We start from the raw sequence: 13936 nt of genomic DNA, 5'->3' as shown, positions 1-13936 counted from the left end.
AGTTTTTTATTTAGTATTGTCAATTAAGGCTGTTTCTATAGATAATTTTTTTAATATTTCAAAAAAGTTTTTAACTTCTTCTTTGGTGTTAAAAGCCGTTTTGAATGCTCTAGTTTTACCGTTTTCGGCTTTCAAAGAGCCTTTCCATTTTTCATCACGAGTTTGTTCAACTATAACCCGTGCATCATTTTTAGAATTTCTTATTATTGATCTTATCCCTTTTAGACAATTAGTTTTTTGTGTATATGAACCGCTTTTTAGATAAATATTTCCGTTTTTATCTTTTAATTTGAAATAGAATAAATTGTATTGATCTTTATTTATTTCAAAAAAGTATTTCTCGTTGCTATTTGAATCTTTCATGGTTTTAATTATTTAAGTAATTTTCAATATCTGATAATTCTAATACGATCCCACGGCAATACAATTCTTCATCATCATAAATGTCAAATGTTGCATGAGGAATATCTGTTGTTATTAACCATGAACAGGCTAGTTCTTCTGGACACCATTCTGCTTTAATAGGCAGCATTCTAAGAGATATAGGATAACCATTTTTATCAAAAATGTCTGAGAACTCATCATAGTCTGATTCGTACAAAAATGTAATTTTCTGATCTTTGTTTTTATAAAGTAAAACACACCCACCTTCATAAACTCCTGCTCCACTATGTATAATACCTCTTAATTCCAATAAATCATCAGAAGCCGCGAAACAAACCAAAAGCCCATTTTTTTTGGCTTGTAATTGCTCTTCATCGGTCATTTCATCTCCATATTGACGACCATTTAATAATTGTGCTAATTCTTCTTTTTTCATGTTTTTAATTTTTTATTTAGTTTTAATTATTTATAAATATTCTTTATTGTTTTCAATACTGATTCTTATTTCATTTAAAAAGTTCAAGTCATTTGGTTCGGGTAGGTAATGACCGAATTCTTTTAATGAATATGCTCTTAATCTGTCTATTGCTATCGTCAAATCTTTACTGTTGAGTATTGACGTACTCTTCCAGTCTTCGCGAATCTCACCCGTTTTTTTATTTAGATGTTCGGTTTTAAAAATGTCCGAATTCAATTTCTTTTTAAATATTTCTAACTTTACATATTCTAAGGTGTCTCCATATTCCAGAGCGAAAGAACTTAACAGTAAATGCAAATAATTGTTTTGACTTATACTTCGTATGGGTTGTTTTTTTGTTAATTCGAAGGTTTTTTTTGTTGGTTATCAACCAATTAAAGTATTCTTTTGCTTTTTGAATGTCGACTGGTTTTTCTGCGTTGTACATCATAACTCATTAAATATTTTTTTATCAGTTATGTTTGCTCTGTTAGATTCTATGAATTCTATAAAGTGTTCTACATGGTTTTTTAATCTTAAAATATCTCTTTCGGGTTGATAGTTGTAGTATTCTTTATAAATTGAGTATTTATCTTTGTTTACTACCACAATATTATATTCAAAGTCTGACACATTATTCCCGCTATAATTTAAGTTATAGGGATATACAATATGCTGCCAATTCCTTTTAAACTTTCCCGCTTGATATTTACTTGTTAATTTGATGTCGTTTATGGAACTAGGCATCAACTTGTCAATATATCCGTATAAAAGCACTTCCCCGTATTGAGTTGATAAAATCCCTTCATTATAGACTTGTGACGCAGATTCTTTAAAATAATTCGAAAATTCCTTACATAAATCAAGTGGAAAAACAAATGTTTGTTCTTTAAAATTAACAGTAATACTGTTTTTCTTTTCATCAGATTCAAAATTCATTATTTCAGAGGACCTATTTTCGTTTATGCAATCAATTACCTCGTTAAACGCCGTTCCTCGATCTGCTTTTTCGCTTACAAAAGGAATTCTGTTTATGCGGTCCAACAACGATTGTTTTTGCTGCTGTTCAAATTCATCTTCCGAAATATTCGGATCGTCTGAAAATCCCCAGTATTCCTGATAAATTAATGAACTGTTCAAATAATTTTGAAAGGCATCTAAGAGGGTTGCATAAAATTGGTATCTAGGCTTTTTCATAGCATGCCTTTTCTTTATTATAAGTTATCCCTAGTTCTCGAGCTTTTTTAGCCATCAACTGTCCGGCCATCGCTTTGGAATTGCCAACGTGTTCAAAAGAATCTATCCTTGAAATAAAATCATTGGCCGATGCTTCGTCTGTTATTAATATTATGTTATTTTCAATCTCTTCTAGTACAGCTCTATATTTTATCCCTTCTTCTATCCTGTTTTTTTGGTTTTGGATATAAGGGTTTATGACATGGGTTTGTAAAAAATTGTTTGTCAAAGTATGTCCATTGGTATTAAACAAATCAGGAATCTTCATCATGGAAGGTAGTTTGCATGTATTTTTACCTTCACTTTTGCTGGTAGGATCAAATGTAATTTCCCATTTTCTGTCAACAGCTTCTACATATCCCACAAGATCCAGATCTATAACCAAATCACCATAAGAGCTTCCCCCGAATAACGGTATATGTCTATATTCATCCCCTTCTTTTTGGGTGTCTCTGTGAGCAACAAAAATTAAATGCTTATTAAGCTGCATTACTTTTTTAATAAATTGCCTGAAAATATTTTTTCTTTCACCATATCCCTGTATAGTTAATTCTCCACTTGATCTACCCTTTTTTGGATTATTCTTTATGATGTACTGACTCATGTAATCCAGCATTTTCCCCCCTGTATCTATAACAATTGATTGATAATCATTTAAATTATCATTCAATACATTTAAGCAGTCTTCCCAGCAAGTCATTTGCACGGTATCGGTTTGATGTTCGTAATCTACCCTATGTACCCCGTTATCAAAATCAAGCAATAAAGGACTGGGCGATGAGAGGGCCAAGGTTGTCTTTCCAACTCCCGGCTGTCCGTAAATTAAAAGTTTAACTTTTTCTTGAATTGACAGCTCGTAAGGTTTTTTTATTAAACTCATTAGTAAAATATGTTAATTGATTATTATTATCGGTTTTGGGTTTCTTCTTTTAAGAACTCTTGAATTTTTTCAATACTTGACATGGTAAGCAACCACCATGTGAAATAATTATATATTCTTTTCATGGTATGCTAAGTATTCTTTTAATGATTTAAAAGTCTTACCGTTACTAAAAGCACTTTGTATTTGATTATTTTTAAACCCTTTAATTATTGATTGGTGTCTATTCTCTTGAGTGTCTACCTTTTTAAGGTATTTTTCGTACGCCTTCGCTAATGTGATATTATTATTTTCTAAGGCTTCATCGTAAAGAAGTTTTACGCCTTTTATTGTAGTATCCATTTTGTAATGTTTTAAAAATATACTTTTACTTCTCTTTCCAGGTCCTCTACTATTTCATCGATTATACTGTCATAAGGTTTATTGAAGTTGTAAAGGGTTGAATAACAGTCGATAACTTCTTCCCAGTAATCGCAGGAGTAATCGTAATTTTGAAAATCTTTTGTCCAATAAAATTTCACACTTACGATGGATCCTTCTATTTTTTCTATCTCGTAATGTAAATTGCTTTCTTTAGGAAGTATTATTATGTTGAATAAAACATCAATAGCCTCTTGAAAAAACGACTCAGCTAATTTTTTTGATACTTCTCTTTTTTTAGTTATATTTGCACTTATTGTTTTCATGATAATATTTAATTGATATTATTGTGATTAAGTCCTGTTGCTTCAGGGCTTTTTTTTTATTTTATTATTCTAATTTTTGATTAGCGATTTTACAGTTAAAGGGTTTTTGATCGTTTTTGTTTTCTACATGATTTTCTGTAAATGCTCGAAAAACTCATTATATTTCTCTGTCTCTAATTCGGAAATGCGATCGATATTGAATTGGTTAAGTAATTCTTTAACTTCTTGATTTTTTTTAAACCTTATAAGAGAGTTAATCTTTTTTTTGATTTTATCGAATTTTATATTGTCGGTGAGTTTGTAGAAAGGATCTACAGGCGGGATATTTTTTTTATCCTCTTTCTTGTTTTCTTTTATACTTTCTTCTTTCGGTTCGTTTAAATCAACAGTATCTAAGAAATTTTTACCGCATTTTTTTAAAACTTTTAAGGCCTTTTCTCCAAATTCTATATTAATTTTTATATTTATTTCCATAACAAGACAATTTTTTAAGGTTTTTTCTAATTATACCTTCTGTGTTTATTTATAAAATCTTCAACCCACTGCTCGGTTATGACTCTTTTTTTTCTGATGTTACCCACCAAAAAAGTATCATCTAATCCTATTGTGCCCTTGTCTATCATTCGGTAAATGGTGCGGGCAGACAATGAAGTCCTCGCGCTCACTTCTTTTATGGTTAAGACATTCATAATAAATTTTATTACATTACTCGTTTTACGATGGTTTCATTTAATGAAGCAGAGACATTAAATTTTTTACCTGAATCGGAGGTGATTTGTCCGGCAATTGATCGGATTATAGAAGGTCGATAAAGAGGCTTCGGAAATTTCAACACTCCCCCCTCCACCTTTAGAGAGTTGATTGCACCTCGTATATTGATTTTTTCCATATATTTGTGTGTAAGTAAGTTAATAAGTACAAATATATGAACAAATGTGCATATAAAAAAATAAATATGCATATTTATTCATATTATAAATTTTATATTTAATATAATGTTGAATTTAAAGACATTACGTAAGAGTCGCGGTCTAAGTCAAACCGACATAGCTAATCAAATCGGAGTATCCTTAAGAACGGTGCAATACTGGGAAAACGGTAAAAGAGATATATCTTTTACCAACATTCAAAAATTAAGAAACGTCTTGGGAGACGAACTTATCACGCAATTAAGTTCGACACATAAACATTCTAATAAAGCTCTGGTTCCCATTAACAAAAATACAAGTATAGAAGAAAATATCCTTGCAAATCCGAATATAACAGAAATAGCTCTCTACGATGTACAACTTTCAGAAGAAAAATTAAAAAACGCTAATAAGAGAATTGAATTACTGGAAGAGTTAGTTGAATCATATAAACTTGAAATAAACGATCTTAAAAATGAGCTTTTAAGGTTTACTAAAGGAAATATAAATACAAGATAATTTTATAAGGCATTAAAAATATAACACAATGTGTTATAAAGCAAATAAAAAACTAACGCATTGAGTGTTAAATATGTGTTAAAATGATATATTTTTTTGATAATGAATAGATTAGATATTAAAGAATTTAGAAAAAAATATAATTTAACCCAAGAAGGGTTAGCAAATATTGTTGGAACTACAATTAGAGCTGTGCAAGGATGGGAGCAGGGACAAAGAAAAATATCGCAAAGTGCTATTAAGTTAATTGAAAATTACGAAAATAATGTTTTAAATCCTGATATAACAGACGTTGCTCTCTACGATGTACAACTTATAGAAGAAAAATTAAAAAATGCTAATAAGAGAATTAAAATATTAGAGGATTTAAATGAATCATATAAACTTGAAATAAACGATCTTAAAAATGAACTTTCAAAGTTTACTAAGGGCAAAACAATACGGAAATAAATAAAATAAGTTTTAACTTTTATTTATTTATGATAATGAGCACAATAAAACAACTTAATAACATTCTGGTATACACAAAGTTAAATCCTAAGTCATTTTCTGAAAAAATAGGACTTGCTAGGCCTCAGGCAATCTACGATATACAGAAAGGAAAAACTAAAAATTTCAGCCATGCAATGATAAATAAAATTATTTCTGTATTTCCTGAATTTAATAAATCTTGGTTATTAACAGGAGAAGGCGAAATGTTGATAGAAAAAGAAAAAACCACTTCTACCGAAAATTTAATAAAAGAAGATCTTAAGGACCGTTGTAAATCTTTAGAAGAAAGTGTTCGATTGCTAAAACAAGAAAACGAATTGCTCAAAAAAATTATTGATCTTACTAATCGAATATATTTTTTAGAAAATTCAAAGCATAAATCCAAAAAAAGATCAGATTAAAGAAGATTGACATGTTTGACTTTAGAGTTAACACTCCCGTTTTTAATGTTTTTAGCTCTTTTGACGAACTTTTTTATCAAAAACAACTAAGACTACCACTAGGGTAATTTAAGTGTCTTAAATAGCCTTATTTTATCTTTTCTTTTTTTTGCGCAACTTTTTTTCTTTTCTCCCCTTCGGGGTAAGTGAGTCTGATAAGTAGAATAGATTTTTTATTTTATTTAAAAAAAATCAAAATTGAAAAAATCGAAAAAAAATTTTTCCAAAAAAAAAGAGGGGTTTTCTTTTCTTTGGTTCTTTCTTTTCTTTCTTTTTTTATTTTTTTTCTTTCTTACTTTTTTTCTTTTAAAAATCGAAAAAAGAGGTTATTTTTTGTAAAATTACATGCCCTTCATAACAACCCTATACATCGGACTTAACGCTAACCTGTAAAAATATTTTACAGGTTCGTGATGAGATTAGTATCAAGGTTAGTGATGAGGTTCGTTTACAGGTTTATTAATAAGGTGATGTAATGACTTGTTTAAATTTCCTAAAAATCAAAAAAAATTTTTATCTGTAGAATATAACCAGATAAATTTTTATTTTCACCCTCTACTTTTTTTAAAAGCGGGGGCGCTTTTGGTTCTTTTTCTAAAAGAACATCATCCTTCTTTTTACATTCTTCATTTTCATTTTCATTTTCATTTTCATTCTTCATTATACATTCTTCATTATACATTATACATTCTACATTAGCTCCTGGTTTGCTTCTGTTTTGCTCCTGGTTTGCTTCTAGTTTGCTTCTGGTTTGCTCCTGGTTTGCTTCTAGTTTGCTTCTGTTTTGCTCCTGGTTTGCTTCTAGTTTGCTTCTGGTTTGCTCCTGGTTTGCTTCTAGTTTGCTTCTGTTTTGCTCCTGGTTTGCTTCTAGTTTGCTTCTGTTTTGCTCCTGGTTTGCTTCTAGTTTGCTTCTGGTTTGCTCCTGGTTTGCTTCTAGTTTGCTTCTGTTTTGCTCCTGGTTTGCTTCTGGTTTGCTTCTGTTTTGCTCCTGGTTTGCTTCTGGTTTGCTTCTGGTTTGCTTCTGGTTTGCTCCTGGTTTGCTCCTGGTTTGCTCCTGGTTTGCTTCTGGTTTGCTTCTAGTTTGCTTCTGTTTTGCTCCTGGTTTGCTTCTGGTTTGCTTCTGTTTTGCTCCTGGTTTGCTTCTGGTTTGCTTCTGGTTTGCTTCTGGTTTGCTCCTGGTTTGCTCCTGGTTTGCTCCTGGTTTGCTTCTGGTTTGCTTCTGGTTTGCTCCTGGTTATAAATAAACAGTTATATGCTTGGAATATATATATTTAAAAATGAATTTTAAAAATTTTTTTTATGAAAATATAAACACACGATAACCAACCCACTTTTTTAAAAAATTTTTACAAAGCATTAACCATTTGTTAACATTTGAAAATTATATAGTTAGCTCTTTGATTTTATACGGATTAATCAAAATATGATTTTAAACATATTAATTTTATCCCGTATTTTTTATAAATTGCGTTTACACTAAAAATACTTAAAAAAAATGAACGAAAACGAACTGCTTAAGATCATATTGTACCTTAACAAAAAAGGCACTATATCAAATGAAAAATTTAACTGGTTAAAAAATAATAATACAGTAATCTTAGAACTACTAATTTTTTCAATAGGCTATTATGAAAAGGTACTCTCAAAAAATCAAAATTCCAACTTTAATGATTGGAAACAAGTTGATACGTACAAAATGTGTTGTAATTTTTTTAAAAATAGTTTTAAAAACCTTAATTGATACTTTTTGATACCAACAACCATAAGTAGTTGGTATTCAATTAATGTTCGAATCCCATCCTCTCTGCTAATAAACCCGCATAAATAGCGGGTTTTCTTGTGTTTACGCAGTTTATAGCCCTTTTTTACGTTTTTTTACCTGTGCCATATTCTGCCATATTCTGCCAATTTTTTGTTACACTTTTTTAAATTTGTAACAAAAATTTTGTTACAACTTGTAATATTGACAATTTAAGTATACGATTTGTTTTTGATAGGCGAAATGAAATAGCAAAGGGTAAAACGGTAGCGCCTTTGCATATTGAAGTTAGACAAGATAAATCTACGAAACGAATATTAATACCAACGGGGATCAAATTAAAATCTTCTGAATTTACACCCAAAAACGGATTTACCTGCAAAAACCATCCTAATGCATCTGCTATAACCGCTAAGGCTCATAAGATCCCATTATTTCGGTAATTCAAATTTTTAAACTTATATTTTACTATTTTTCCCATAATTAACATAAAAATAGATTTTTAAAATACCCATTCGGGATGAAAAAAATTGAATTTTCTTAAGGGCTTGGATGAGATAACATTAGAATAGTATATATATGATTTATAATCACCAATAAGCGTTGCTTTTTATGTATATTTGTACTCTTTATCTAATTAACTAGTAACAGAACAGATAAATTATTAACCATCTCTGATTAACAGAACAGGGAATAAAATATATCATTTTGGCATATACATTTATATATGATTAAAGAAATAGAAATAGAGAAAAAATTAATTAAACAACTTTCAAATTTAAAATATAATTATCGCCCGGATATTGTTGATAGAAAAACGCTTGAGGAAAACTTTAAAGCCAAATTTGAAGAGCTTAACCGTGTTCATCTTTCAGATAATGAGTTTTCTCGACTTCGGGAAGAAATAATTAATTCCGATGTATTTACTACATCCAAAATGTTGCGTGAAAAACAATACTTTCAGCGTGAAGATGGAACTCCTCTACACTATACTTTAGTAAACATCAAAGATTGGTGTAAAAATAATTATGAAGTTATACATCAATTACGCATTAATACAGAAAATAGTAATCAACGTTATGATGTTATTCTTTTAATCAATGGTTTGCCTGTGGTGCAGATTGAATTAAAGAAGTATGATATATCGCCGCGAAAAGCCATGCAGCAAATAGTGGATTATAGAAACGAACCGGGCAATGGTTACGGAAACTCTCTGCTTTGCTTTATGCAGTTATTTATAGTGAGTAATGGAAGCAGAACCTTATACTTTGCGAATAATAAAAATGAGCATTTTGCATTTAATGCAGATGAACAATTTCTTCCGGTTTATGAATTGGCTGACATCAATAATAACAAGATTAATAATCTTTATGATTTTGCAGATAAATTCCTCAAAAAATGCACACTTGGAGAAATGATTAGTAAATATATGGTACTGGTGGAAAGCGAACAAAAATTGCTTGTGATGCGTCCGTATCAGATTTATGCAGTAGAGGCTATTATTAAATCTATTAAACAAAACTTAGGAAACGGTTATATTTGGCATACCACAGGAAGTGGTAAAACCCTAACTTCTTTCAAAGCTTCTACTTTAATGAAAGATATGCATGATATTGAAAAATGTTTATTTGTAGTTGACCGGAAAGACCTCGATAGACAAACCCGTGAGGAATTCAATAGATTTCAGGAAGGGAGTGTAGAAGAAAATACCAATACAGAAACATTGGTAAGGCGTTTGCTTTCTACCGACTATGCAGACAAAGTAATTGTTACTACCATCCAAAAATTGGGTTTGGCTTTAGCCGAGGAAGATAGTAAGCATAACAAAGCAAAGGAAAAAAACGGTAAAGAAATTTATAAAAAGAGGTTAGAACCTTTGAAAGATAAACGTATGGTTTTCATTTTTGACGAATGCCATCGTTCTCAATTTGGAAATTATAATACAGCGATAAAAGCGTTTTTTCCCAATGCACAGCTATTTGGTTTTACAGGTACACCCATTTTTGAAGATAATGCGACTTATGTTATAAGAGAGGGTGAAGAAGCAACATACAAAGTGACGGAAGATATATTTGAACACAAGTTACATAAATATACCATTACTAATGCTATTGATGATAGAAATGTATTGCGTTTTCACATAGATTTTTTTAAGGGCAAAAATTCTACTAAAATAAATCAGGGAGAAACGGTTAAACGAAAGGCTGTTGTGGAGTCCATTTTGGAGAAGCATAATGGAGCAACCAACAACAGAAAATTTAATGCTATTTTGGCTACTGCTTCTATCAACAATGCTATTGAATACTATCAGTTATTCAAAGAAGTTCAGAAAAAGAAACAAAGCGAAAATCCTGATTATCTGCCGTTGAATATTGCTTGTGTATTTTCACCACCCGCACAGTTAATTGCTAAGGATGGAGACCGTCAAAGCCAAAAGAATGCAGCAGATATTAAGCAACTTCAGGAAGATTTAATTCAGGAAAGAGAAGACAATACACAAAACCCTGAAGAAAAGAAAAGAGCTTTAACGGAAATTATTACCGATTACAATATACAATACGGTACGAATCATAGCATCCATGAGTTTGATTTATACTATCAGGACGTACAAAAACGCATTAAAGATCAAAAATATAGTAATAAAGATTATCCACATAAAAATAAAATTGATATTACCATAGTAGTGGATATGTTGCTTACAGGTTTTGACAGCAAATACCTGAATACTTTGTACGTAGACAAAAACCTGAAATATCACGGACTGATTCAGGCATTTTCACGAACCAATCGGGTACTCAATGACTCCAAGCCTTACGGCAATATCTTAGATTTCCGTTCGCAGCAGGATGCCGTAAATCAAGCTATCGCTCTTTTTTCGGGAGAAGACAGTGGACAGTCCAGAAAAATTTGGCTGGTTGATCCTGCTCCGGTAATTATTGAAAAATATAAAGAAGCCGTAGATAAATTGGGAGATTTTATGCAACAACAAAACCTTGTTAATGAACCGCAAGAAGTATACGGATTGAGAGGAGATGCTGCAAGGATTACCTTTGTGAAAAACTTTAAAGAGGTACAACGGCTTAAAACCCAACTTGATCAATATACAGACTTGGATGAAGATCAAAAAACTACCATCGAAACCATTTTACCTTACGAAACTTTACAAGAATTTAGAAGTTCGTATTTGGAAACAGCGAAGCGACTAAGAGAAATCCAGCAAAAAGGAGGCGATGAAGTACCGCCCGAAATTCAACAACTGGATTTTGAATTTGTATTGTTTGCCTCTGCAGATATAGATTATGATTATATCATAAAACTGATTGCAGACAATACGCAAAAGAAACCTTCTAAGCATAAGATGACTAAAGAACAAGTAATTAGTTTGCTGAAATCCAATTCCAATTTAATGGAAGAAGAAGAAGATTTAACCGAATATATCAACAGTTTGGATTGGAACAGCGGACAGGATGTAAAGGCGCTTTATCAAGGGTACAATACATTTAAAGTTCAAAAATACAACAAAGAACTGGCTGCCATAGCTCACAAGTACGGATTAGAAACAGCAGACCTGAAAGCTTTTGTAGAAGAGATCATGAGCCGGATGATTTTTGACGGGGAAAAGCTTACGGATTTATTAGAACCCTTAAACTTAGGCTGGAAAGAACGCAGGGTTAAAGAATTAGCATTGATGGAAGACCTAGTACCCCAATTAAATAAATTAGCCCAAGGACGTGAAATATCAGGATTAACAGCTTATGAGTAAAAAGACTAAATTAACACCTGAATTGCGTTTTCCTGAGTTTGTGGATGAAGGTGAATGGGAGGAGAAAATACTTGGGAAACTCGCAAAAAAAATAGTCAAAAAAAATAAAGATGGATTAATAAATAATGTTTTTACTAATTCCGCTATTGATGGTATCGTAGACCAAAGGGACTATTTTGATAAAGATATTGCAAATAAAAATAATTTAGAGAATTATTATATAGTAGAAGATGGCGACTATGTCTATAACCCTCGTATTTCGAATATTGCTCCAGTAGGTCCAATATCTAAAAACAAAACAAAGAAAAGAGGGGTACTGTCTCCACTTTATACTGTTTTTAGATTTACAAATAAAAATAACGATTTTTATGAGTACTATTTCAAAACAATTCATTGGTATAGCGCAATAAGAAAAGCTTCAAATACTGGTGCCAGATTTGACAGAATGAGCATAACAGATTCTGTTTTTATGAATATTCCGATTTTATATCCTTTACCCAGCGAACAACAAAAAATAGCTTCCTGCCTATCCTCTTTAGATGAGATGATAGCAGCTCAAGGCCAAAAGCTGGATCTGCTTAAAGACCACAAAAAAGGATTAATGCAAAAGCTTTTTCCTCAAGAAGGGGAAAAAGTACCTAAATATAGGTTTAAGGAATTTGAGAAAGATGGAGAGTGGGTAGAGAAACCTATAGATAAGATAAAAACAATTTTAACTGATTATGTAGCAAATGGAAGTTTTCAATCTCTTAGAAAAAATTTGAATGTTTTAGATTCAGAAGACTATGCTTTTTATGTTAGATTGACCGATTTAAGAGCTGGATTAGGGCATTCAAATCAAAAATATGTAGATAAGAACACATATTTATTCTTAAATAAATCATCGCTCTTTGGCGGTGAACTTTTAATGGCAAATATAGGAGCAAACGTTGGTGAAGTTTGGCAGATGCCATTTATTGAAAAGCCAGCTACATTAGCTCCTAATATGATAATGATAAAATTTAAATCTGATATAGATAATCAATTTATTTATCAATACCTAACAAGTGATATTGGCGTTGCAAATATTTCATCTGTAATTTCAGGAAGCGGTCATCCTAAGATTAATAAAACTGATTTAAGACAAGTCAAAGTTTTTATGCCTCCAAAATTAGAAGAACAACAAAAAATCGCTTCTTGTCTTTCATTTTTAGATGCTCTAATCACATCTAAAACAGAGAAGATAAAACAATTAAAACTGCATAAAAAAGGGTTGATGCAGAGATTGTTTCCTAAAATAAACGACTAAAATATGAGTGAAATAACTATTTTTACAGACCTTGCAGAAGTAGCCCAACATCTCCGAAAAGACTTAATAGGAGATAATCGTAAAATGAAAAATTTGGTATTATTATTTGCTCATAATGGTAGTGGTAAAACACGGCTTTCCATGGAATTTAAACAGGCCGGAAAAAAGGTTGATGTTGATGGTAATGTAACCAGTCGGGATACTTTATATTTCAATGCGTTTACTGAAGATTTATTCTTCTGGAATAATGACCTTGAAAATGATACCAACCGAGTACTTAAATTAAATCCTGACTCTGTATTTTTTGACGGATTACATGAGTTGGATTTGGATGTCAAAATTGAATCATTTTTTAATAATTATGTAGATTTAAAGTTCGGCATCGATTATGATACCTCCACCGTAGCTTTTTCACGAAGCATGATTGTTGACGGAAATGAACAAACTGTAGAGAATATTAAAATCTCAAGAGGGGAAGAAACCTTATTTATATGGTGTTTTTTTCTTGCCATTTGTCAGTTAGCTATTGATAAAGACCCTGCATACAGTTGGGTGAAGTATATTTATATTGATGATCCCATATCCTCCCTTGATGAAAATAATGCTATTGCGGTTGCTTGTGATTTATGTAATTTAATTACCACGGAAGGTAACATGATTAAAACGGTAATATCAACTCATCATGGCTTGTTTTTTAATGTTCTTTGGAATGAATTAGGTAGAAAAAAACTAAAGAATAAACGCTACTTTTTACACTGTAAAGGAGCTGATGGTTATGCTTTACAAAATACCAATGATACCCCTTTTTTTCATCATATAGCCATACTGAGCGAATTAAAAAAAGTCTGTGAATCAAATAAAATTTATACCTATCATTTTAATTCTTTGAGAAGTATTTTAGAAAAAACGGCAACTTTTTTTGGTTATGATAAAATTGATAAATGTATTGTTGGTTTAGAAGATGAAGTGCTTTTTGAACGGGCATTACAATTATTCAGCCATGGTAAATATTCAATATTCGACCCCGTAGAAATGGGAGATGACAACAAAGAACTTTTCAAAAGAATTTTTACCGGTTTTACTGAAAAGTACGAATTTCATTTTCCAGAAATATTTAACTAAGA

18 protein-coding genes are annotated in these 13936 nt (G+C 31.1%); 7 read left to right on the top strand and 11 right to left on the bottom strand.

Translation table 11 applies throughout. The features are described 5' to 3' along the window. Positions 1-6: 6 nt before the first annotated feature. From G8C41_RS03710 to G8C41_RS03665, 10 genes are all read right to left on the bottom strand, one after another. Positions 7-363 (bottom strand): YegP family protein, encoded by a 357-nt coding sequence (locus tag G8C41_RS03710; RefSeq protein WP_166006154.1) that lies wholly within the window; start codon positions 361-363, stop codon positions 7-9. A gap of 4 nt (positions 364-367) precedes the next feature. Continuing rightward, positions 368-820 (bottom strand): hypothetical protein, encoded by a 453-nt coding sequence (locus G8C41_RS03705; protein WP_166006153.1) that lies wholly within the window; start codon positions 818-820, stop codon positions 368-370. Between the two features lie 30 nt (positions 821-850). After that, the gene (locus G8C41_RS03700; RefSeq protein ID WP_255467044.1) at positions 851-1159 is read right to left on the bottom strand and encodes a hypothetical protein; all 309 of its coding nucleotides are present in this window, start codon (positions 1157-1159) and stop codon (positions 851-853) included. A gap of 129 nt (positions 1160-1288) precedes the next feature. Beyond that, entirely contained in the window at positions 1289-2038 is a 750-nt protein-coding gene (locus G8C41_RS03695; protein WP_166006152.1) for an HNH endonuclease, read from the bottom strand. Then, entirely contained in the window at positions 2025-2957 is a 933-nt protein-coding gene (locus G8C41_RS03690) for an ATP-binding protein (protein ID WP_166006151.1), read from the bottom strand. Before G8C41_RS03690 ends, G8C41_RS03695 begins: the two co-directional genes overlap by 14 nt. A gap of 108 nt (positions 2958-3065) precedes the next feature. Further along, a complete protein-coding gene (locus G8C41_RS03685) occupies positions 3066-3299 on the bottom strand; it encodes a hypothetical protein (RefSeq protein ID WP_166006150.1) in 234 nt (77 codons plus the stop codon). Between the two features lie 11 nt (positions 3300-3310). Further along, positions 3311-3643 carry a hypothetical protein gene (locus tag G8C41_RS03680; protein ID WP_166006149.1) on the bottom strand — a complete coding sequence of 111 codons (333 nt, stop codon included), beginning with the start codon at positions 3641-3643 and terminating at the stop codon, positions 3311-3313. Between the two features lie 123 nt (positions 3644-3766). Continuing rightward, complete coding sequence (locus G8C41_RS03675) at positions 3767-4117, bottom strand: hypothetical protein (protein ID WP_166006148.1); 351 nt, start codon at positions 4115-4117, stop codon at positions 3767-3769. 26 nt (positions 4118-4143) lie between these two features. Continuing rightward, positions 4144-4332 (bottom strand): helix-turn-helix domain-containing protein, encoded by a 189-nt coding sequence (locus G8C41_RS03670; protein ID WP_160543274.1) that lies wholly within the window; start codon positions 4330-4332, stop codon positions 4144-4146. An 11-nt stretch (positions 4333-4343) separates the two neighbouring features. Continuing rightward, entirely contained in the window at positions 4344-4532 is a 189-nt protein-coding gene (locus G8C41_RS03665; RefSeq protein ID WP_160543273.1) for a hypothetical protein, read from the bottom strand. Between the two features lie 106 nt (positions 4533-4638). Here G8C41_RS03665 and G8C41_RS03660 point away from each other — a divergent pair, with 106 nt between their 5' ends. The 3 genes from G8C41_RS03660 (at position 4639) to G8C41_RS03650 (ending at position 5963) form a co-directional block, all read left to right on the top strand. Further along, positions 4639-5070 (top strand): helix-turn-helix transcriptional regulator, encoded by a 432-nt coding sequence (locus tag G8C41_RS03660; protein ID WP_166006147.1) that lies wholly within the window; start codon positions 4639-4641, stop codon positions 5068-5070. Positions 5071-5172: 102 nt separating this feature from the next. After that, on the top strand, positions 5173-5520 hold the full coding sequence (locus G8C41_RS03655) for a helix-turn-helix domain-containing protein (protein ID WP_166006146.1): 348 nt from the start codon (positions 5173-5175) through the stop codon (positions 5518-5520). 35 nt (positions 5521-5555) lie between these two features. Continuing rightward, positions 5556-5963, top strand: a complete 408-nt coding sequence (locus G8C41_RS03650; protein WP_166006145.1) for a hypothetical protein — start codon at positions 5556-5558, stop codon at positions 5961-5963. 532 nt (positions 5964-6495) lie between these two features. Here G8C41_RS03650 and G8C41_RS03645 read toward each other — a convergent pair. Beyond that, positions 6496-6663: a hypothetical protein gene (locus G8C41_RS03645; RefSeq protein WP_166006144.1), complete on the bottom strand. Its 168-nt coding sequence runs from the start codon at positions 6661-6663 to the stop codon at positions 6496-6498. 1373 nt (positions 6664-8036) lie between these two features. Between G8C41_RS03645 and G8C41_RS03640 the strand changes: the two genes are divergently transcribed. From G8C41_RS03640 to G8C41_RS03625, 4 genes are all read left to right on the top strand, one after another. Further along, positions 8037-8204, top strand: coding sequence for a hypothetical protein (locus G8C41_RS03640; RefSeq protein WP_166006143.1), 168 nt, complete (start codon positions 8037-8039; stop codon positions 8202-8204). Positions 8205-8488: 284 nt separating this feature from the next. Next, the gene (locus tag G8C41_RS03635; RefSeq protein ID WP_166006142.1) at positions 8489-11524 is read left to right on the top strand and encodes a type I restriction endonuclease subunit R; all 3036 of its coding nucleotides are present in this window, start codon (positions 8489-8491) and stop codon (positions 11522-11524) included. After that, positions 11517-12812, top strand: a complete 1296-nt coding sequence (locus G8C41_RS03630) for a restriction endonuclease subunit S (protein WP_166006141.1) — start codon at positions 11517-11519, stop codon at positions 12810-12812. Before G8C41_RS03635 ends, G8C41_RS03630 begins: the two co-directional genes overlap by 8 nt. Positions 12813-12815: 3 nt before the next feature. Next, the gene (locus G8C41_RS03625; protein ID WP_166006140.1) at positions 12816-13934 is read left to right on the top strand and encodes an AAA family ATPase; all 1119 of its coding nucleotides are present in this window, start codon (positions 12816-12818) and stop codon (positions 13932-13934) included. Positions 13935-13936: the final 2 nt, after the last annotated feature.

The sequence above is a fragment of the Apibacter sp. B3706 genome, assembly GCF_011082725.1.
GTDB lineage: Bacteria > Bacteroidota > Bacteroidia > Flavobacteriales > Weeksellaceae > Apibacter.
Note: the sequence above shows the minus strand (reverse complement) of the source record. Positions and strands in the feature narration are given on the sequence as shown.

What these genes read in the sequence shown, in the direction of transcription:
- G8C41_RS03710 (WP_166006154.1), bottom strand. Translation starts at nt 363, where the DNA reads ATGAAAGATTCAAATAGCAACGAGAAATACTTTTTTGAAATAAATAAA.
- G8C41_RS03705 (WP_166006153.1), bottom strand. Translation starts at nt 820, where the DNA reads ATGAAAAAAGAAGAATTAGCACAATTATTAAATGGTCGTCAATATGGA.
- G8C41_RS03695 (WP_166006152.1), bottom strand. Translation starts at nt 2,038, where the DNA reads ATGAAAAAGCCTAGATACCAATTTTATGCAACCCTCTTAGATGCCTTT.
- G8C41_RS03690 (WP_166006151.1), bottom strand. Translation starts at nt 2,957, where the DNA reads ATGAGTTTAATAAAAAAACCTTACGAGCTGTCAATTCAAGAAAAAGTT.
- G8C41_RS03685 (WP_166006150.1), bottom strand. Translation starts at nt 3,299, where the DNA reads ATGGATACTACAATAAAAGGCGTAAAACTTCTTTACGATGAAGCCTTA.
- G8C41_RS03680 (WP_166006149.1), bottom strand. Translation starts at nt 3,643, where the DNA reads ATGAAAACAATAAGTGCAAATATAACTAAAAAAAGAGAAGTATCAAAA.
- G8C41_RS03675 (WP_166006148.1), bottom strand. Translation starts at nt 4,117, where the DNA reads ATGGAAATAAATATAAAAATTAATATAGAATTTGGAGAAAAGGCCTTA.
- G8C41_RS03670 (WP_160543274.1), bottom strand. Translation starts at nt 4,332, where the DNA reads ATGAATGTCTTAACCATAAAAGAAGTGAGCGCGAGGACTTCATTGTCT.
- G8C41_RS03665 (WP_160543273.1), bottom strand. Translation starts at nt 4,532, where the DNA reads ATGGAAAAAATCAATATACGAGGTGCAATCAACTCTCTAAAGGTGGAG.
- G8C41_RS03660 (WP_166006147.1), top strand. Translation starts at nt 4,639, where the DNA reads ATGTTGAATTTAAAGACATTACGTAAGAGTCGCGGTCTAAGTCAAACC.
- G8C41_RS03655 (WP_166006146.1), top strand. Translation starts at nt 5,173, where the DNA reads ATGAATAGATTAGATATTAAAGAATTTAGAAAAAAATATAATTTAACC.
- G8C41_RS03650 (WP_166006145.1), top strand. Translation starts at nt 5,556, where the DNA reads ATGAGCACAATAAAACAACTTAATAACATTCTGGTATACACAAAGTTA.
- G8C41_RS03645 (WP_166006144.1), bottom strand. Translation starts at nt 6,663, where the DNA reads ATGAAGAATGAAAATGAAAATGAAAATGAAAATGAAGAATGTAAAAAG.
- G8C41_RS03635 (WP_166006142.1), top strand. Translation starts at nt 8,489, where the DNA reads ATGATTAAAGAAATAGAAATAGAGAAAAAATTAATTAAACAACTTTCA.
- G8C41_RS03630 (WP_166006141.1), top strand. Translation starts at nt 11,517, where the DNA reads ATGAGTAAAAAGACTAAATTAACACCTGAATTGCGTTTTCCTGAGTTT.
- G8C41_RS03625 (WP_166006140.1), top strand. Translation starts at nt 12,816, where the DNA reads ATGAGTGAAATAACTATTTTTACAGACCTTGCAGAAGTAGCCCAACAT.